This is a genomic window from Microbulbifer maximicatervae (SeqCode), from assembly GCF_052467065.1.
Map to the genome: position 1 here is coordinate 4211429 of NZ_CP174299.1, position 20679 is coordinate 4232107.

10 protein-coding genes and 1 tRNA gene are annotated in these 20679 nt (G+C 50.2%); 7 read left to right on the forward strand and 4 right to left on the reverse strand.

The window, feature by feature from the left end; all coding sequences use genetic code 11:
• Positions 1 to 135: 135 nt before the first annotated feature.
• A complete protein-coding gene (locus ACJJI1_RS18605) occupies positions 136 to 10428 on the forward strand; it encodes an RHS repeat-associated core domain-containing protein (RefSeq protein ID WP_444957575.1) in 10293 nt (3430 codons plus the stop codon).
• 84 nt (positions 10429 to 10512) lie between these two features.
• Positions 10513 to 10827, forward strand: coding sequence for a hypothetical protein (locus ACJJI1_RS18610; protein ID WP_444957576.1), 315 nt, complete (start codon positions 10513 to 10515; stop codon positions 10825 to 10827).
• A 190-nt stretch (positions 10828 to 11017) separates the two neighbouring features.
• On the opposite strand, the gene ACJJI1_RS18615 is transcribed toward ACJJI1_RS18610, so the two are convergent.
• Positions 11018 to 11215: a hypothetical protein gene (locus ACJJI1_RS18615; protein WP_444957577.1), complete on the reverse strand. Its 198-nt coding sequence runs from the start codon at positions 11213 to 11215 to the stop codon at positions 11018 to 11020.
• Positions 11216 to 11715: 500 nt separating this feature from the next.
• Here ACJJI1_RS18615 and ltrA point away from each other — a divergent pair, with 500 nt between their 5' ends.
• Complete coding sequence (gene ltrA / locus ACJJI1_RS18620) at positions 11716 to 13146, forward strand: group II intron reverse transcriptase/maturase (RefSeq protein ID WP_444957578.1); 1431 nt, start codon at positions 11716 to 11718, stop codon at positions 13144 to 13146.
• Between the two features lie 262 nt (positions 13147 to 13408).
• Here ltrA and ACJJI1_RS18625 read toward each other — a convergent pair whose 3' ends face one another.
• From ACJJI1_RS18625 to ACJJI1_RS18635, 3 genes are all read right to left on the reverse strand, one after another.
• The gene (locus ACJJI1_RS18625; protein ID WP_444957579.1) at positions 13409 to 14296 is read right to left on the reverse strand and encodes a transposase; all 888 of its coding nucleotides are present in this window, start codon (positions 14294 to 14296) and stop codon (positions 13409 to 13411) included.
• 253 nt (positions 14297 to 14549) lie between these two features.
• Entirely contained in the window at positions 14550 to 14681 is a 132-nt protein-coding gene (locus ACJJI1_RS18630) for a hypothetical protein (RefSeq protein ID WP_444897190.1), read from the reverse strand.
• Between the two features lie 1245 nt (positions 14682 to 15926).
• Positions 15927 to 16056 (reverse strand) — tRNA-Leu (locus ACJJI1_RS18635).
• A gap of 636 nt (positions 16057 to 16692) precedes the next feature.
• Between ACJJI1_RS18635 and ACJJI1_RS18640 the strand changes: the two genes are divergently transcribed.
• From ACJJI1_RS18640 to ACJJI1_RS18655, 4 genes are all read left to right on the forward strand, one after another.
• Positions 16693 to 19335: a DNA-directed RNA polymerase gene (locus ACJJI1_RS18640; protein ID WP_444957580.1), complete on the forward strand. Its 2643-nt coding sequence runs from the start codon at positions 16693 to 16695 to the stop codon at positions 19333 to 19335.
• 119 nt (positions 19336 to 19454) lie between these two features.
• Complete coding sequence (locus tag ACJJI1_RS18645; protein WP_444957581.1) at positions 19455 to 19592, forward strand: hypothetical protein; 138 nt, start codon at positions 19455 to 19457, stop codon at positions 19590 to 19592.
• The gene (locus tag ACJJI1_RS18650; protein ID WP_444957582.1) at positions 19585 to 20280 is read left to right on the forward strand and encodes a hypothetical protein; all 696 of its coding nucleotides are present in this window, start codon (positions 19585 to 19587) and stop codon (positions 20278 to 20280) included. The genes ACJJI1_RS18645 and ACJJI1_RS18650 overlap by 8 nt, the downstream gene beginning before the upstream one ends.
• The gene (locus ACJJI1_RS18655) at positions 20258 to 20677 is read left to right on the forward strand and encodes a RusA family crossover junction endodeoxyribonuclease (RefSeq protein WP_444957583.1); all 420 of its coding nucleotides are present in this window, start codon (positions 20258 to 20260) and stop codon (positions 20675 to 20677) included. The genes ACJJI1_RS18650 and ACJJI1_RS18655 overlap by 23 nt, the downstream gene beginning before the upstream one ends.
• Positions 20678 to 20679: the final 2 nt, after the last annotated feature.

A 20679-nucleotide genomic window follows, 5' to 3' on the forward strand; every position in this document is an offset into this window, starting at 1 on the left:
TATTGGCCTATAGTCACACTTTTTATCATAAGTGCAATAAATAAAAGAATTAAAATTATGACTAGATTTACAGCTTGTCTGCGGGGATCTATCAAAATTCTAAGGGTTTTGTTTTTGTTAAATCTCGGGCTAGGTGTGTCAAATGCATTTGCAGATTACCTTACGGTGGCGCCAACACATAGTACGGATGGCCGAATAGATGTTAAAACGGTTTGGTATGATGGATGCTCGAATGGAGGGTGCCCGGCATGGGGATCTAGGGGGCATGCAACACAAATCAGTAGCTGCGATTTAAGCTCTAGTTGTGGTTATAAATGGTCTTCAGTGGAAGTCTATCACAATGACGAGTTTCAACAAATTTTCGAAACTTCCTTCTCCGGTAGATTTAAAGATGCAAATTATACTCTAAATGTCGACAAAATTGGTTCATGGAGATTTGAGTACAGGGTTCTTTGGGTAGGGACTGAAGGTGAGAATTGCGGTGGTAACAAATGTTCAAGTACAAGAGGGTACCTTGTTAAAAGCAAAACCGTTACTGTCGGAAACCCCATAACTGCTCCGAGTTCTTTTACTATTACACCAAATGATATTGTTGAAGGTGAAGACTACACCTTGCGCTGGAAAAACCCCGGCAATGCCAAGACGATCAGCCTCTTTGAAAATTCCAGTACCTCCCCGCTAAAGCAGTGGGCGGGCACACTACCAACATCCTATACGTTCTCCGATAAACCTGTAGGTAGCTATTCCTATCAGCTCCAGGCCTGTAACAGCCTGGAGTGCAGCCCTCTTTCCACGAAGATGGCTGTCAAGGTAACTTCCAACCAATCCCCCAGTATTGGCTGGCAAGGTAGCAACAACAGTGGCCATGTCGAGTATGGTCAGGTGAAAACTTTTTATGTTACTGCGGACGATAATGATGGTTCTATTGGAGAGGTCGAATTTTTTTATCAGCCTATCGGTAGTACTACAGAGCAATCTATTGGAAATGCTACAAAAGATACCAGCCAGTGCCAAAATTGTTATCGCCTGAATTGGACTCCGAGTGAAGGTGAATTTGAGGTTTGGGCTGTTGCAACGGATAACCTTGGTGCAAGTAGTTCTCTTTATAATCAGGCAGTCACTATTGATGTAGATTCGAACAAGTCTCCAATAGGTAGCTTGGTCAATCCGCCGAAAACTATTGCGCAATACAATACAGTTACCTTAGAAGCAGAAGCAGAAGATCCTGATGGCAGCGTGGCCTCGGTGGAGTTTTTGCTGAGTGGTGCCGGGATAGGTACAGTCACTAAACCTGTCAATTCCAAGTGGCTGGTGATTTCCTCTTTAGGCCCAGTAGTAATCTTGCCTCTTGATACAAACGAAAAAGGCGAAAGAAAGCAGTATCAGTTGGTCTGGACACCGGGGGAGGGGGTTTCCGGTGACTTTACTTTATCTGTTAAGGTGACCGATAACGAAGGGCGCTCGAAAATTTCTATTCCTCAGCCTCTTAGCGTGACCGCAGCCACAATACCTTCTGCGCCGAATGGCTTAACCATTGGCGGAGAGACGCAACCTGGAATTAACCGCAGCGGTAACTACACCTTACGTTGGGTCCCGGTGGCGAGCACTACTGAGTATCAGATCTGGCAAAGCAAAGACGGCTCACCTTTTAGCTTATTTAGGGAAGACATTGAAGATGTTGGCTTTTACTTCTCGAACAAAGCATCAGGAGACTATCGCTATCAGGTCAGTGCCTGCAACCCCCTAGGGTGCGGTGCGCTCAGTGACGACATTGCCATTACCGTAGATAGCCTGGAGGCTCCCGGGGCGTTATCCGCACGCCCACACCCGGAGTCAGGAAGTTCTAATCCGCAGTTCACTGACAGTTATACCCTTACCTGGAATCCCACAAGCAACAAGGAAGTTATATACCTTCTTCAGGAAAAGCCCGGTGGTGCGGAATCTCAGACTGCCTGGAGCCTCATCCAGCAAGGGGCTGAGACCAGCGCTCTTATAGAAAATAAAAGTCCTAATGAATATGCCTACCAGGTACTGGCATGTGACAAAGAAAATCCTCAAGTCTGCAGCGAACCGAGTAATCAGGTTCTGGTTTCTGTATTGCCCCCTGTACTGACGGCGGCAAGCCTATCCTGTGGTGAGGGCTGTCTTGCACTATCCGGCTTGGGGCTGGATCCAGACCTGTCTCTGACATTAACTGGAGTAGCCGATCCAAAGGTACAGCAAACCTTTGCAGCGAGCGCTGGGGCGCTTGAGCATGTTTCCACCACCAGCCTGCGTGTCAGTATTGCGCCGGGCAGTGCGCTTTATGCCCAGCTGTTTAAACTCGGAGTGCGAGCAAGGGTCACCAACCCCAATGGGGCCATTGCTGGTATCACAGCCTATGGGAACCGTGACACCGAGCTTATTGGTGAATCCAGCTCCTCACCAGCCATCGGTCCCAACGGCGTTGTTTATATTGCTGTTGGCAAGCAGTTGCACGCCCTAAAACAACAGGATGGCACCAGTGTCAAAGAGTTGGGCTGGCCCTTTACAGCCGATGGTTTTATTCGTGCCACTCCGAGCATAGATAGCACCGATGGCACTATCTACGTGGGCGCATTGGATGAAAACTTCTATGCCATCACGCCTTATGCTCTGGAAAAGTGGCGCTTACCTACCCGAGGCAAAGTGGTCTCTCGAGCGGTGCAGGACGAAAATCGCGTACTCTACTTTGGTACCATCATCAGTGAAGCCGAGGCCAATGAAGGGGGCAGTGGGACTGGAGACGAAGAGAAAGGCATACTCTATGCCGTCAATGCATCTGCAACCAAACCCTGGGAGCGGGTTAAGTGGACCTACCCCACCAGTGGCGGCATCATTAAAGAACCGGTTTTGGCCGGGGAAAACACCCTGTATTTTTCTACAGCCGAGAATAATCAGATATATGCCCTGACCCGGGATAATGAAGGCCCCGGTAAATTGATCTGGGAAAGTGTCGGCGATCCAGCTCTCTGGGAAGAGATCGGTAATTGGGCCCCAGATCCATCCAGAGAACCGGAATATCTCAGTGTGGCGCGCCTCTATCGCAGCCTGCTACAACCCGAATTGCCCTTTAGCGGAAAGATTCTGACCTTCTGGACTTACCAGTTGGTCGGCGGCAATACTACCCACAAGGATATTGCTGAAGCCTTTTTAGTATCCACCAGTGGTCAGGCTAATTTCTCCGAGGTCTTTAAGCACTCCGATTCCCGGACGCGGGCAGAGGCTTTTGTCGATACCCTGTATCAGAGGTTGTTCCCTGAGCAAGGGCAGCCGAATCTGACCTGGGGTGGGCGCAGCTACAGCCGAGACGAGTTGATTGATACCGCAGAGGGGCTGTCGCTCGCTCATGCTGCCACCTTGTTTGCGCAGTCTGAGGAATACGTTTACGCCACTAATGCCTTGCTCCGCCGCAGCTTCAAATATTTGTATGAACAGGACTACAGCTGGGCGGTCACAAGCTGTGACGATGGCGATGCATACACCCGCGATTGCGATGGAGATGGCCTTCCAGACTGGTGGGAAATTCTCTTCCTCGGCGACACTTCCTACGGCGCTGACGATGACCCCGATAACGATGGTGTCACGAATATAGTGGCATTCAACAGCCGTACCAGCCCGTGCGCAAATGGTTGTTACAACGGTGTAGTGGAAACGCCTCCAGAGCCTGCCGCATCGATACTGCCGGATTCTACGGCGATGGCCATCTCGGCAGAGACGGGTACATTGCCAGGGCAGTTCCGGGTCAATGAAGCTGGGGCTGCTACCTATTCAATACCTTTGAGCCTGCCTGCGGGCACCGCCGGTGTCGCGCCACAACTGGCTCTCAACTACTCGAGCCAGGGCGGCAATGGCCTGCTCGGGCAGGGTTGGAATTTAAGTGGTCTCTCCAGCGTCACCCGCTGTCGCCAGACTCTGGGGCAGGATGGCCAAAACCGGCCGATTACCTGGGGAAGCGAGGACCGTTTCTGCCTGGATGGCCAGCGCCTGTTACTGGTTAATGGGGGCAGCTATGGCGCCCCAGGTAGTCAGTACCGCACCGAGATCGATAGCTTTACTCTGGTTACTGCCCACGGTGGCAGCGCCGGTAAACCGAGCTACTTTACTGCCGAACGTAAAGACGGTTCTATTAACTATTACGGACAAAACACCAACGGAAATAATGCCCAGCAGTCCCTCGCAGGTTTTGGCACTCTGAGCTGGGTGGTGAGCCGCACGGAAGATAGTGCCGGCAATCCCATAGAGTTTTTCTACGATCAAAGCGGTGGTCACCGTATCCGCGAAATCCGCTACGCCTATGGTGACAGCAGCAGTCCCGCCGCCTCAGTAACATTCGACTATGAAGCGCGCGAAGATGTCATCAGTAGCCATGTTGCCGGTGCAAAAATAACCAATAGCCAGCGGTTGCATGCCATAACCACGCATGGGGTGCAAAGCGCGCTGCTGCGACGCTATGAACTGGACTACCTCATAACCGATGTCGAAGAGGATGTGCTGAGCCGTATTGAGCGCATACGCGAGTGTGTGGGCAGTGTGTGCCACCCCGACACCGTGTTTGAATGGCGCCTGCCAGCCATCTTCTTCACTACCGATTCTGCCAGCGCAGTAAAACTGAACGATCAGGAAGACCGCACTGTTTCACCAAGACCTGCGGACATCAACGGCGATGGACGTATGGATATTGTCTGGCTTGAGGCGGACTGGGATCAGGTGAATGGCAAGCCTAAAATCCGCGATCAATACCTCAAATATGTGCTGGCCACAGAACAGGGTTTTGGTCCCGAACAGCAGGCGGGCCATTACGGTGGCAGTTCGCTCAGCCCTTATCGCTGGGAAGTATTGGACTACAACGCCGATGGTCGTGCCGATGTAGCACTTTTCCGTCGATCAGGGGCAGATGGTGGTATCTGGAAGCTGCACCAGTCGGTTTATAACAACGGAGCCTGGCGTCTGTCGACATCACCCATAGAGCTTTCCCTGGACAAAAACACCCGTTTTGTGGACATCAATGGTGACGGTTTGGCAGATGCTGTGACCTCGTCTGGCTACAAGCTGTTACAACCTTCTGGAGCATCCACAGACTCCGCCAACTTCTATCACTTTGGTGCCTTGCAATCCTGGCAAATGCCCACGCCAGCCCCCTTTAACCCACCGTCCTGGGACGACAAGACGCTAGAAACTTATCTGAACCCGGATGTGATCGGGGATTTTGATGGGGATGGTCAGGTCGATTTGATTTTGATGCAGACTCTGATGCGGTGGGACAAGGGTGATATGGAGTCCCAATGGACCCGCGCCCATGTTGTCAAAGTGCAAGGCAACCAGTTGGTTCTCGGCCAACAGGTAATGGACTCTCCGGATGGCACAGAACAAACCTGGGGCTTTAAGGGTGGCAGTGATGAAACGGGTGCAACGTCTCTGCAGCGTCATCCTTACCTGCACCGCAAGCTGCGGGCCGTCGATATCAATAGCGATGGGTTAGTGGATCTGGTTCAAGAAGATACCTCGGGCAGCAGCCCTTATTCCTACCGGCTCAACACCGGTGCCGGCTTCGCCTCCCCAATCAGCTTGGGCAGCTTCCCCGAAGGCGCCCAGCCGAGCTGGTTGGACTATGAGGGAGATGGGGATCTCGACCTGGTTTGGCGAAGAGAGCAGGGAGATCAGGAAGAACTGCGCCTGCGCCGCTGGCAGAGCGACCAGCAGAGCTATAGCGCAGAAGAGAACTTCCGCAGTGCGCGCAAAGATGGCCTGGATATGTTCCTGGATATGAACGGCGATGGCTCTACTGACTGGGTGGAGTTCGCCGACGATTATCTGCGTGTCTACCACTCACCAGACCGCAAGGTGGCCCCCAACGTGATTGAGAAAATCACCAATGGCCTGGGAGCGCAAACCCATATCACCTTCGGCTCAAGCGTTACCTCTGGCCACTATGCGCGCCTGGATATTGGCGCTGTGCTCGAGTCCCACTGTGGAAGTGGAAATATCGATGCCATTGAGGACTGGTGTACCCAGTACGGGGTCAACACCACTAGCGATTTTTACCACGCGCTCAATAGCGACTGGCAGGGTCAGCACACCCTCGGCAAAACCAGTCCGGTACTGGAAATGCCCGGTACCCAGTTTTTGGTCACTCAAGTCGATAGCAGTGCCCCCGCAACCAATGCCGCCACTGCAGGGCAGGTGGATTTGGAGGCCACCAGCACCATCAGCTATATGTACGGTGGCGCGCGCCTGCAGGCCGGTGGTCGCGGACTCTTGGGCTTTGAAAGCCTGCGCACTATCGACGAGCAAAGTGGTATCAAAACCACCACCCACTACCGCCAGGATTTCCCCTTCCGCGGCTATCCACTGCGCACAGAAACCCGCACACCCCAGGGTTACTTGTTGAGTGAATCTGACAACACCTGGGAGCTACAAGGTTGGCAATCCAGCTTCCCGGCAACAGCCCTCAACGGCACAATCAAACTGGGACCACTGAAGCCGGTTCTCACCACCAGTGTCGAAAAGTCCTACGACTTCGTTAACGATGGCCAAGCTCAGGGCGCGCAGCTGAAAACCGTCACCACCTCCACCGAGCAGGATACTGATGGCAACGTCACTCGTATTCTCGCGGTCACCGAAACGCCTGAGGGGGATCGCTTCAGCACCGAGACCGTCAATGACTATGGCAGTGGAGCAGTCAGTTTCCAGAATCCACAACACAGCTTTAATAGCTATCGCCAACTGGGACGTTTGCTCAATACCACTGTCACCCACAGCCGTAGCGAAGGGGGCCAGCTCCACGAGGCCGTGCGTAAAAGTGCCTTTACCTACTACGACAGCGGTAATGAGGCAGGGCTTCTCAAACAGGAAATCCTGGAGCCTGGCGATCCTCTGCAACTGACCACCCGTTACGAATACGATGACTTTGGTAATAAAACCCTTGCCGAACAATCTGCCACTAACGAAGAACCACGCACTCAGCGCTGGGTATATAACTCTAATGGGCGTTTTGTAGATGAAGAGGTAAACGGCTATAACCAGACACTCCGTCGGGTACTGCAACGTAATAGTGCCGGTCACCCCACTGAGGTTGAGGATATCGCCGGCGTGGTCAGCCAGATCACCTACGATGTCTTTAATCGTCAGGTGCACAGCTACAGCAGTACAGGTGCACAGAGCAGCAGCCTTCTGGCCCCAGCCGGTGCCCAGTGCCCCAGTGGTGCCAGCACCCAGCAACGCGCATACAGCGGTGGTGGCGGCGAAACCCTAACCTGTTACGACCTCATCGCCCGGGAAGTGCGCAAAGCCACCCGCGCTTTCGATGGCGGTTGGAATTATGTCGATATTGAATACGACAATGTGGGCCGGGTAAAACACCAGTCAGAACCCTACAAAGCAGGCGCTACTGCCTACTGGACAACCCACGACTATGACCGTCTTGGTCGCGTGATAGGAACCGACCTGCCGGGGATCAGTAACAGCAGAGGTACTCGCTGGGATCTCACCCTGGAATACCAAGGCACCACCACCACCGCCATCAACCCCAAGGGGCAGCGCAAGGTAGAAACCAGCAATGTGGTTGGGGAAAAAGTACGAGCTCAGGACAACGCCAATAACACCCTCGAATTTACCCACGACGCCGAGGGCCAGCTGCTGCAAGTGATCAATAAAGGCAACGGCAGCCGCAACCTGATCACCCGCATGACCTACGACCTGCTCGGCCGCAAAGACACCATGTCCGACCCAGACAAAGGGGACTGGGAGTATGTCTACAACGGCTACGGAGAACTGAAACAGCAAATCGATGCTAAGGGTCAGCGAGTCGAGAATACCTATGACATTCTCGGCCGCCTGACCGAGCGTCGAGATTTTGACACCAGTAAAGCCGTAAAAACCACGAAGTGGTTTTACAACAACGACCAGAGCACTGGAGAAAATGGCGTACCTCCGGCAGCACTGATCCGAGTGGAGGCATTCGATCCCAGCAATAGCTCAGACAGCTACGCCAAACTGTATAGCTATGATCACTATGGCCGTCCCAGTGAAACCATTACCAGCTTCTCTCTGGAAGGGGGCGACGATCACTATGAAAAAACCAACTACGACCAGTTCTCGCGGCCGTTCCAAGTCTTTGATGCCGGTGGCGACGGTAGCTGGAAAAGCAGTGCCATCCGCCACCATTACAACCAATACGGCTATCTCGCCCAGGTTGTAGACGCCGAGCTGCGCAACCTCGCCACCGCCGAACAGTTTTATACGGTCGTCAAAATGGATGCCCGTGGCAATGTGACCGAGCACCTGAGTGGCAATGGCATTACCACCGTCAAAGACTACCATCCCGCAACTGGCCTTCTGCTGGGCCAGACAGCCGGTGTGCTGGGTGTTGGCGACCTCCAGCATCTCAGTTACGACTGGGACGACGTCGGCAACCTCGAAAACCGCGTGGAACAAAGTGGGGGGAAAAACCTGCGCGAAGACTTCCTCTATGACGAATTAAACCGTCTCACCAGCGCCCAGGTGGCAGGCCGTGAAGCGCAGACTACACGCTATGACGACCTCGGTAATATCACCTTCAAATCCGATGTGGGTGAATATCGTTACGGAAGTCAGTGTGATCAAGGCTTCGGCCCCCACGCCGTCTGTGAAACTTCCGATGGTGTGCGCTACCAATACGACGCCAATGGCAATATGACCGAGGACTCCAGCGGCAGAAGGCTGAAATACACCACCTTCGACAAGCCCTACGAAATCCAAAAGGGCGGCCATAAAACCGAGTTTAAATACGGCCCGGACCGCATGCGCTATCTGCGTATCGACACCGACAAGAGCGGCAAGGTTACCGAGACTCGCAGCATCGGCAATGTCGAGAAGATAACCAAAGACGGTATTACCGAGATCAAGCGTTATCTCCCCGGCGGAGCCCTGATCAGTCTGACAGCCAGCGATGGGGATAGTGAGGGCCAATACCGTAATCGCAGCACCCAGTACCTGCACAAAGACCATCTGGGCTCGCTGGATGTGATTACTGACAGCAAAGGTGAGATTGCCAATGATGGCATGGCTGTCTACAGCTTCGATGCTTGGGGACAACGCCGCAACGCCGTGGACTGGAGCCTATTAGCAAGCACAGCTCTAACTGACTTTGATAGCCGCATTACCACCCGCGGTTACACGGGCCACGAAATGCTGGATCAGGTAGGGCTCATTCATATGAACGGGCGGATTTATGATCCGCGCCTGGCCAGGTTTATGCAGGCAGATCCGTTTGTACAGGCGCCGAGCTTCAGTCAATCCCATAACCGCTATGCGTATGTGTGGAATAATCCGCTGAATGCAACAGATCCGAGTGGGTATTTTTTATCAGGGTTGCTGGAGGCTGCACTTTTTGTTAACACAGTTAAGGCATTGGGGCCAGAAGTTGCCGCTATTGGCAACGCTATAGGGTCAATGTTTTGCGGCCCTTGGTATGCGGCGTGTTATGGAGGAGGCACGGCTCTTAATGCTAAGATTTTTGGGGCGAGTACCTCAGACGCATTGGCGGCTGGCTTTAAGGCAGGGGTTACGGCGTATCTTTCCCAGGCAGCATTTAGTGCTGTGGGTTCAAATTTTACAGAAACCGAGGGCTTTTGGGCTAAGGGTGGCTTAGGGCATATAGGAGCCCATGCATTAACTGGAGGTATTATCTCCGAACTACAAGGAGGCAAATTTGGGCATGGATTTGCCAGCGCTGGCCTTACAAAGGCGATCAATGTCAACAATATTGTTGGCATTGATGCTGACTTGAAAGGAGTGCGAGTTGTTATGGCGGCCGTTATTGGTGGAACTATTTCGCAAGCAACGGGTGGTAAGTTTGCAAATGGGGCAGTTACTGCGGCATTTGCACAGATATACAATGGAGAACAGCAGGCTGCTAATGAAAGAAATGCACAAAAGGGTGGAAAGATTAATCTTTTCTCTAAAAAAGATGTATTACTGTATGCAGCAGCAGAAACTAAATTTGATGATCCTAATACGTTAGATATCTGGGGGCACGGTACTGCAAGTTATATGAATGGATTAACCTCGGATGGAAGTAATTATGATGCAAATGGAAACCCAATTGTTTTGGATGCTAAAGCACTCTCAGAGTTAGTATTAAATAGCGGCCAGTGGTCGCCAGGCATGCCAATCCGACTTAGAGGCTGCAATACAGGGAATCTTGATGCTTTAGCCAACCCGCTTGCTATGGAGCTATCAGAAATTTTAAATACTACAGTAAGTGGTCCCAGTTGGTATTATCATACAAACCCTATTGATAGTTTTTCCGTTGGTCCAAAGTATTTTCCTATCTTTGCTTTTGGAACTTGGAATGAGTTTAGTAATGGCGTTCATGTAGGTTCTAATAATGGTTTCGATATACGAGCTTATAAAAAGAATAACCCTTGATTATATGTGGTTGTGTGAGAGAGCGACTGAAGTCACTGCATAGTGAATTATTATTTGGGAGTAGTTGAATTAATGGATAACAGCATGAGTAATAAGTTGCTTATATTACAGTGGTCTGCCAATAAATTAGTCGTTCTATTTTTGGCTTGGATTATTGCCTATACTTTTTTTGCAATTATCCCAAATATTTCTCCCCAGTTTGATTCATATTATTCAGGTAGAGGAAGTATTCTATTTTACTCGGTTATTGCATATCTAGTTATATGTTTGGTGATCCTTTCTTTGAGGTTGTGCGGAAAGATAGGGGTTAGATTGTTTTTTGCGCTTGATATAATTTTTATTCTTCTTTTTGGCTTGGTGACTTTAATTCTTTCAGGAAACTATGGCTTTGTTGGATAGGCTTGTTGCACAAGCCTATTTCTGGAAGCCTATAAAAGCCCTACAGGATTGTTTGGAGGGCTGGCAATGTTGCTAGCTCCTATAAAACCTATTAGGCCTCGAAATCGTAGTCGATAGTCTTCTTTCCTGAGAATGAAAATTATCAAAGCCTCGGCAGAGTAATTTGCCGGGGCTTTGTCGTTATAGCCTATCAAGCCTGCTTCTTCAGCTTGGCATTCTCGATAAACGTATCGATCACCTGAATTACCTGCCGCTTGGTCGCGGCGTCCAGCTTCTCAATCTGCTGCATCCGTCGCAGCAATCTGGAATCCGGCTGCTTGATCTTCTTCACCGGCTTTACGCCGAGTAGCTCGTCCGTGCTGACTTTGAGGGCCTGCGCCAGGTCCACCAGCAGGTTGGCCGGCGGGTGTTCGCTCTCGGTCTCGTAATAGGCAATGACCCGACGCGTCGAAATTAATTATTCTGGACACCCAGTGCGCCGAGATAAATCGACAAAAGATTGGAGGTGAAAGCCCTCTACCCGGTAAGGTTTAGCAAGCCGCTGGGGCCCCGAGTCATGGGCGTTGTCCGGTAACGGCCAGGGTTAAGCGTTGACAGGGGAAGGTGCAGGCTCAGTATTGAGCTCCGAAAACAAGATTTGAGATCGCCGACCTTGTTGGGTGATGGGGAAGGCAACAGAGGTAGGTACGTTTCTTGCGAGTATCTACATCGGTCTCCGGAGTCAATTGACCTGATGCATGTACTGATGTCTTTTGCGCGGAACTCGGGAGATCCTGTAGGTGATTCGTGCGTGTCCCGCACGGGTCGGGTCCGGCGAAGCCAGTTAGGCAAAGGCCGGGCATTTACGCCTTCAGGAAGTCAGATAGATTCATAGTAGTGAAGAACCCGGTGAACAAAGTGCTAACTAATAAAGTGCCGCATGGCGGAGCCGGTGGAGCGAAGGGATCTAACGATAAGAAATGGCGTTCTGTGCCGGACCTGACTGCGACTCAGAGCGCAGCAGCAGGGTCGTCGGGGCTGGAGCGTCTACACACACGTGCAAAAGCGCAGCGCAAAGAACGGTTCACTAACTTATTCCACCATCTCACCCCGCGACTATTGGCCGAAGCTTATAAAAGCATCAGCCGCAAAGAAACTCGGGGCCTTGATGGAGAAAGCTGGAGCGACTTCGGTAATAACCTACGGGAACGCATCCTGGATCTCCACACACGCCTCCATCTCCAATGCTATCGACCACAAGCGGTCTGCCGTATTTGGTTGCCTAAAGCCGACGGGAGCCAACGCCCCATCGGGATTACAGCAGTCGAAGATAAGGTAGTTCAGCAAGCGCTGGTATGGGTATTGGAGGCCATTTACGAGGCGGACTTTCTCGGTTTCAGCTATGGTTTTCGCCCGGGTCGCGACCAGCATCGCGCGCTCGACGCGATTGCTGTAGCTATCGAGCAGAAGCCCGTGAGCTGGATACTGGATGCAGATATCAGCCAGTTCTTTGACACTATCGACCACGGCTGGCTACTGCGCTTTCTAGCGCATCGTATTGCCGACCGACGCCTGCTACATTTGATCGAGCGTATCGTAAAGGCAGGGGTGGTGGACGATGGACGCTTTACCAAGACCAGGATTGGGACTCCGCAGGGTGCAGTGATATCGCCGATGCTGGCAAATATTTACCTGCACTATGTCTTGGACCTTTGGGCGCATCAATGGCGGCAACAATCCGCACGTGGAGCCTGTTACATAGTCCGTTACGCGGACGATAGCGTGATGGGTTTCCAATACCGTTCGGATGCCGAGCACTTTCAAGTGGCATTAACCCAGCGCCTGGCAAAATTCGGGTTACAACTTAACGCGGATAAAACCCGGCTACTGGAGTTCGGTCGCTTCGCGATGAGCAATGCCAAACGTCGCGGAGGTAGAAAACCTGAAAGCTTTACCTTCCTCGGGTTTACCCACCGTTGCGGCAAACGTGTTTCGGATGGTCGCTTTGCACTCTGGCGCACCACCAACCGAAAGCGGCTTAACGCTAGGTTAAAAGCCATCCGGCAGAAGCTGTTTAAAATGCGTCATAAGGACGTATTTAAGCAAGGGCAATGGCTGCAAAGAGTGATGCAAGGGCATTACAATTATTTTGCGGTTCCTCGCAATCATCAGGCACTAAACCTATTTCGCCGAGAAATATGTCGAGCCTGGTTGCATGCTTTACGTCGCCGGGGGCAGAAAAAGCCGATCATATGGGCGCGCCTACAACGTTTGTTGAAGCGTTTTATACCCAGTGTGAGAGTGTTACATCCATACCCCAACCAACGCCTGTGTGTCTGACTTATCGTAGGAGCCGTATGCGTTAGTAGCGCACGTACGGATCTGTGCCGGAGGGGCAACAAACCTGTTGGGGTGAGTTGGCCCTTTACGGCGATAAGATTGGAGAGAAGTGCGAGCCGTGTTTTTAGTACCAGCTCTAGCGACTTTTTCTTTCTGATTTAGTGTTAAGGTGCAGTGGAAGACTGAGGAAATATACTTGGGGTTGGAAAATCATGGTTTGGATACAAGCCGGGAGGAGAGGTATCGATAGGTTGGGTGGTAACTAGCAGGATACTGCAGAAAGGAGGCGCCGACAGTCGCCTATACCGTGCACCCAGCGTTTATTGAGCTGTATACAGGCTTGTTGTACTGTCTCCACTGATCCCACCAATCCTTTAAAGCGACTTTCAAAGTTTCTGTTGAGGTATAGCCAGTGTTTTGGTGAGATGCCTAGTCGTTTGAGGATGGGTGGCGTGCTTTCAGCAATAAAGCCTCGTTTTCTGGGGGCTAGATGTCGACCACTCCAGTCCACTAGTTCTAAATAGTGATCCAACTGAAAGGGAAGCCCTTTAGGTATATTCAGGCGCTCATTGCCAACAAACGGTAGTAAGTCTTTGGGCTGCTCACCTAAGATTGCTGCACGAATGCGTTGTTGGATCGAGGTATGGTTAGAGTCTTCTGGCGTTTTTGCCATATTGGCACGGATAGGGTTGAGGTCGACATAGGCCATACAGGCAGCAAGAGCTCTTTCATCTAATAAAGCCTGGGACTTGAAACGACCTTCCCAAAAGCGGCCTGTACAATTATCTTCAGCATTGGCCTGACGGGCGATAGACTCGTTTAAACAGCGCATAAACCAGCTAAGATCCATCAAGCGATCTCGCCATAGAGCGACGATTTCCTTTAGTTTTCTGATCTCACAGTGATCGAGAGTGTCCCCTTGAAGGTAGCGACGGGCCAAATTGGAAGCTTTGAATAGCTTCTGCCAACGGAGAATGACCTCGGTATCCGGCCAATTCAGCGCTTTCTCTTTGTCGATATAAAGTACGATATGGTAGTGGTTACTCATAACGGCATAGGCAGCGATATCAAGGGCAAAGATTGAAGCTAGATTATGCATTCTGGATTCAATCCACTCGCGGCGATGCTCATAGTCATTACCAGACTTCATATCTCTACCACACAGAAACGCTCTTCGTACGCAGCGGGAGACGCAATGGTAATAGGGAGTAGTGTCTAACGAGACTTGTGCGCTACGAGGTAAGGGCATTGATCTTTGGTGATGTGTATATTTATACAGTATTTGTATCCTGTAGTCCCTACCGTGCCAATAATTCTGGCACTTAAAGCAACGACTTTTGCGGGTGTCCAGAATTCTGTCTCTGAAGGCTCGCAGAGATATTACAGAATTATTTAGAGGCTCCTTAAAGCTCTCTCGCTGCGCAGATAACTTCATTCCACTCCATATCTGAGTGCCATTCTTTATACTGCTGAATCATTGGGTAATAGTGGTCAGGGATATCTGAATCGGGAGCGTCGCTATATAGGTACGCCATTCCCTCTCTAAACCATTCAGGCTTAAGCATTGTATTCAGTGGGCCTATCTCTTTAAATTGAAACCAGTGCACCATTTCATGTTGAGTAATATAGACCTGCCAGGAACTCGGCGCAATTACAGTGCCTGAGTAAGGAAAAGATATGGCCCTTTCTTGCCCGCCGCCAAATGAACGGTAACACTCGACAGTTGAACAATAAACAAAAGTAGGTTGGCTATTTACTAGAAGGCTGTTTCTGTTTAGTGAATCATTCGCTGATCGGTATAGAACGGTTGCTTCTGCGAGCCTTTTCTTATCTTCAACGCAAACAGGGCCATTACAATTAACGCCGTTAAGTTGAGGGAGGAGGAGTCGGATAGCTGGAAAAGATATCCATAATAGTATCGGGACTGATGCGAACACTAGTAGAGCCAAGGGCCTGAACATAAATTGGATTGCCTCTGTACTTTGGGTTACTTGCCATAAAGGGCGAAACAATTAAGAAAAATCTAGAATTGAATTGGTCTTGGCTCCGGTATTATCAAAACGGAGAACTCGCCCGCGTTTCCAAGTAATTAAATACGATTTTTCATTATAATAATTTACTTTGGATTTAGCGCCATTCCCTCTTCTGAACGTATTGAAATTGATAGAAGGTCGACGTTGCCAGCTCATCGAGTATCTATGTTTTTATTGGCAACTTCACCACCTATATTGGTGTCTGGGTTTAGTAGACCGCTGCATGCCAGCTGGTGGGAGGTTGATAAGTGTCCACTAGGGGGAGATGCTGACTCCAAGCGCTGTAGGGTTTGGGTTGCTGTAATGCTTAACTCCAAACTCAGTTGCTTTATGAATGAAGCTTCCTTCGTACTCTGTTGATGTGAAGTGCTACTCCAACCCAATTCTGCCTTCATCAATCTGAAGCTGCCAGCCTAGAGATCGTCAGCATTTATTTTTTTAGGCTTGTTCGTAACGCAGTGCTTGTGGGCATTTGTTAAATCTGCAACTTCCTTCAGAATCGGGTGCTTCCCCCGCCTGCTGATGACCATAAAGAGTAGTCAGCCCGTCTTGATGAGAATCTAATAACTAATGCTTTAGCTGTATTTATCGCCAGGTTTAGAAACTATCAGTGATGGGAAGTAGGGGTTCTATTTTCTTCGCTTAGAAAAAACGCTAACTAGGTTTTTATCGCTTGAGGAGAGTAGAGGTTGGCGCACAAAATTTGCACATAAAGGATATGTAAATTATTGATTTCAAAGATCTGATTGGTGCCCGGGGCCGGACTTGAACCGGCACGGCCGTGAAGCCGGGAGATTTTAAGTCTCTTATAACTCATTGATTCATAAGGGATTTCTATTTTTTCTGGGTATTCTGGCCACTTTAAGGTCATTAAGGCACGCCATTTTGGCCAAGCCTGATTCGGTACTGTACCGAAATATGTTCCGTGTACCAAAGGAATGACGCCCACAATCGCCACCAGTGGGCTTTATTTTCCCTTTCAGGTCGCATAAAGTAGACCTGATAAGAGAGACAAGGGTAGTTATGTTGCCCTTAGGCACGGACTTTCAAGAAAGGATGCAGGCCATGGATACGAGGTACATCTTGCGAATCTCGGAGCAGGTCAGAACAAGGCTTCTAATAATAAGTAAAAAACAGGGGCCGAAGCCCCTGAAGTTGTCCCCCTCATTTACGTTTGATGGTTTCAACAATAGCGGTTTTTCTCCTACGCTTAGCATCCTTGACCGGTATAAACCGACCAGTGACCGCATCACGCCCTACCTTGTAGGTTTTTTTGCTCTTTTTGCTCATAACACATACCAAAAAATTGGCAGGTTCGGCCTGCCTCCGTAGGTACTAAGTACCCCCTTCTTTAATAAGGGTACGGACAGCAAGAGCGTAAGTAGGTATGCGGGCCCGCCGAGATAATTCAAGTCAGCTGCCTTCTTAAATCTTGCCCAGCTAACTAACCCCCCAACAGATTTTAAAGCTTGGTCAATAGCGACCCGGCCACCCCTTTGCCTGGAGAACTACTATGGAAGACTTGGTGCTTGTGCAAGAGCAGCTTGAAAAGGGAATGAGAGAGTATGGTGTTCACCGCTACCTGAAAGCCATTGAGCGCCGCAAGCAGCATGGTGAGGAGGCTGACACGAGTTACGGCAAGACTCTCATCAAGCGCTCACTACTCATTTGTGAAGAGGCTCTAAAGGAAGAGATGGAGCGTGATAGTAGTGCTGTCGGTAGGCACAACAAGGCTCTGAAATATCTCAGGAAGGGTGAGCTAAGGCCCCTCATATTCATTGCAATGCGCTTCCTGTTCAATGGCATCAGCGCTGGAAGACAGCTTCAGACACTATGTAGACAAATTGGCCAAGCCGTTATGGATGAGGTTAATGGGCAGGCTTACCGTGAGCAGTTCAAGGAGACTGGCAAGAAGCTGCAAGCTCAGGCTGCAAAGCGTATTGGGTATACCTATAGACGCGAACTCTTCAGAACTTTCCAGAACAGTGCTGAGGACTTTAAGACTGACCGTTGGGATACCGACACTCAAGTGGTTGTGGGTGCGAAGATGATTAGCATCATCATTGAGAAGACTGGGCTCTTCTACATCCAGAACACTAGAGAGAGGCACAAGTCCTGCAAGTACCTGCTGCCCACTAAAGCCTGCTTGGATGCCATTGAGAACCATGTGGAAATGATGAGTGAGATTTGTGTGAGCTATCAGCCCATGGTTGTACCGCCTAATAGGTGGGAGGAGGGTAGTGCAAAGGGAGGTGGTTATATCTCTCCCTGGATTAAGCCGTTGCACATGGTCAAGACACGGAATGAAGCCTACCTCTCAGACCTCGCGCACATGGAGTTGAAGGAGATAAGAGCAGCTTTGAACGCGGCTCAGGAAACCCCTTGGAAGATTAACCTGGGTGTGTTGGAAATCATGGAGAAGGCTTATGGGCTGAACAATGGTATGGCTGAGCTGCCTTTGCGGATAGATGAAGACCCGATTCCAAGGCCCCGTGAGAATGCCACTGAAGAAGAAGTTGATGAGTACAGGCAGGACCGTCGCAATCAGTTCCAACGCATCAGGGCTAACAAAGGCCGCCGCATTCAGTTTGTGGGGACGCTCACATGTGCCCAGCGCTACAGGGAGTTTGAGAATATCTACTTTCCTTACCAACTGGACTTCAGAGGTCGCCTTTACTCAGTTACTAATGGCTCGCTGTCACCGCAAGGGGCTGACTTCAGTAAGGGGCTGTTGCACTTTGCAGAGGCTAAGCCTTTGGGTGAGCGTGGTCTGTACTGGCTTAAGGTTCACATGGCGAATCTTATGGGGGTGGATAAAGTGAGCTTTGATGAGCGGGTTGCTTACGTTAATGAGAACTGGGGTGAGTTCATAAGGTGCGGTCAAGATCCACTGGCAAACCTGCTTTGGACTGAGGCTGATAAACCTTGGCAAGCACTGGCAGTCTGCTTTGAACTGGTGGGGGTGGATAGAGAGGGAGTGGGCTTTGCCAGCCGGATACCAGTCGCTTTGGATGGATCTTGCTCAGGGCTCCAGAACCTGGGAGCTTGTTTGCGGTGTGAAGACACGGGTAGGGAGGTTAACTTACTGCCTGCTGATAAGCCCGCTGATATCTACCAGAAGGTTGCAGACAGGGTAATTGCGTCTATTGCGTCCGTCAGCCCTACTAAGTGCGACAAGGAGGCAGCGATAGAAGCTGCTAAGGAGCTGATGAAACTGATTGCAGCTGACCACGGCATCACCACCCCCAAGAGAATGAATAACGCCATAGAGAAAGCGATTAGTGATTGCCCACGAGACAAGTTGAGTGAGGCTTCCAAGGAGATGCGAAGCATTTATTACCGTGTCGTGGAAGGCTGGGCTTGGCTGAAGTTTGGTATCACTCGCAAGACTACTAAGCGAGCCGTGATGACTTTTCCCTATGGCTCCAAGAAGTTCGGTTTTAAAGAGCAGCTTATGGAGGACATTCTCATTCCGACTTACAGGGAGCTTTCCACCAAACTTCAGCAGGGTGAAATCACACAGCAGGAATATGAGGAGCAATGGCCTTTCACTGGGAGAGGGCACTTAGCAGCCAATGTTCTTGCTGATGAGATTTACTCAGCGGTAACAGCCACAGTTGTGAAAGCCGCTGAGGCTATGGATTGGATGCAGCAGACAGCTCGCTTGGTTACTAAGTCTGGTCGCACCATAAGCTGGACCACTCCTTTAGGCTTCCCGGTTCAGCAAAGATACTTTGAAATGAAAGAGAGGAGGATACGCACAACTCTTTGTGGTGAGACGTATTGGCCAAGGCTTGCAGAGGCAACTGATAAACCCGATACACGCGCTTCAGCAAACGCCATCTCACCGAACGTAGTACATAGCCTAGATGCAAGTCACCTGATGATGGTGGTAGGGCTGTCAGCTCAAGAGGGTATCAACAGCTTTGCACTCATCCACGACTCCTTTGGAACACATGCAGCAGATACCGATAAGCTCTTCGGTGTAATCCGCCGTGCTTTCGTTGAGCTTTACCGAGAGAACTACTTAGTGCGACTTAAAGAGCAGCTTACTGCCCAGGTTGCCCCTAAATACAGAGAGGATGTACCGGAACTACCAGAAGAAGGGAGTCTGGATTTAGAAGCAATCCACAAGTCCGCCTATGCTTTTGCCTAGCAGGCCTACTAAGCGATACAAGCGGGGTGTTTTGTTGCCCTTAGGCACAGAAATTTAGTGCCCCGCAGATTTGTTGCCCTTAGGCACAGAAAAATTTAGCTGAACCAACAGGTGACTCTATGAAACCACTTACGGCTATTTACACACACTTCATTGATAAGGGCCTGCCTATCCCCGCTGAAGTTTTAAAGCGCGCTATGAAGGCGGGTATCAATGTTTCTCAATTCACAATGACAGGTAATAAAAAGAGTGGCTAAGACTATCCTAACCCCGGTTACAGCGGCGAAATTTCCGCACCTTGTAACCCCTAATGACCACTTCAACAAGGAGAATCCGACTTACGAAACCAAGCAAGTCTTTGACATGGAGAATGATGAACATGTTGCTTGGCTTGAGCGTTTCCGTGAGCAGGGTGCAAAGCTTGTTGAAGACTTCCGTGCAGAGATTGTTAAGAAGGGAGGCAAGCCCGCTGCACAGGCTAAGAAAGCCGAAGTAATCCTCCCTATTGAAGAAGATTACGATGTTGAGGGAGAAGGTGAGGAGCAAACCTATACCCCTAACGGTAATTTTGTTCTGAAGATGAAGCAGTACTCCTTGTATAAGGAAAAGAAAACAGGGGAGATGAAGAAGCGTTCATTGCCTTTGATTGATACTGCTAAGAACCCTGTGAAAACAGGAGATTTCTATACAGGTTCCAAGCTGGTTGTAGCGTTCCGCCCAAATGTCTCAATGGTGCAGGGCAAGCTTTACCTCACTTGCTACATAGAAGCTGTGCAGATCCATGAGTTGGCAACCGGGCACTCCGCTCTTGATGCCTTTGGTGTATTTGAAGACGGCTTTAAAGGCGCTGCCAGTTCTGATGAGTCAACTCCTGATGATGGTGGTGCTGACGCTGGGGGTGAACCTTCAGGTTCTGATGAGGGTGCGCCTAATTTCAACTTTTAAGGGATACAAGCAAGACGCTACGCATATCGTTTCCTTTAAGTTGCCTTACCCACCTTCAGTAAATAACTACTATGGCCGCACCCGCACTGGTTCGGTCTTCATCAAAAAGCCCGGTAAGGAGTTTAGGGCTACCGTTCAAGCTGCCCTTGCTCCCTATAACCTCCAGCCCCTTCAAGGAAAGCTCCGAGTTTGGATTGAAGTTTTCCTTCCTGACCGCCGCAAGAGAGATATAGACAACATTAATAAAGCTCTTCTGGATGCTTTAACGGCTGCTGGAATTTGGGTTGACGATGATTTGGTAACGGACCTCCGCTTGGTTAAGGCGGGGATTGAAAAGGAATTGGGAGGATGTGTCGTAGTACATATCGCAGAAATATGTTCGGAAAAAGAAAAGTAACC

What these genes read in the sequence shown, in the direction of transcription:
- ACJJI1_RS18610 (WP_444957576.1), top strand. Translation starts at nt 10,513, where the DNA reads ATGAGTAATAAGTTGCTTATATTACAGTGGTCTGCCAATAAATTAGTC.
- ACJJI1_RS18625 (WP_444957579.1), bottom strand. Translation starts at nt 14,296, where the DNA reads ATGAAGTCTGGTAATGACTATGAGCATCGCCGCGAGTGGATTGAATCC.
- ACJJI1_RS18630 (WP_444897190.1), bottom strand. Translation starts at nt 14,681, where the DNA reads ATGGCGTACCTATATAGCGACGCTCCCGATTCAGATATCCCTGACCAC.
- ACJJI1_RS18640 (WP_444957580.1), top strand. Translation starts at nt 16,693, where the DNA reads ATGGAAGACTTGGTGCTTGTGCAAGAGCAGCTTGAAAAGGGAATGAGA.
- ACJJI1_RS18645 (WP_444957581.1), top strand. Translation starts at nt 19,455, where the DNA reads ATGAAACCACTTACGGCTATTTACACACACTTCATTGATAAGGGCCTG.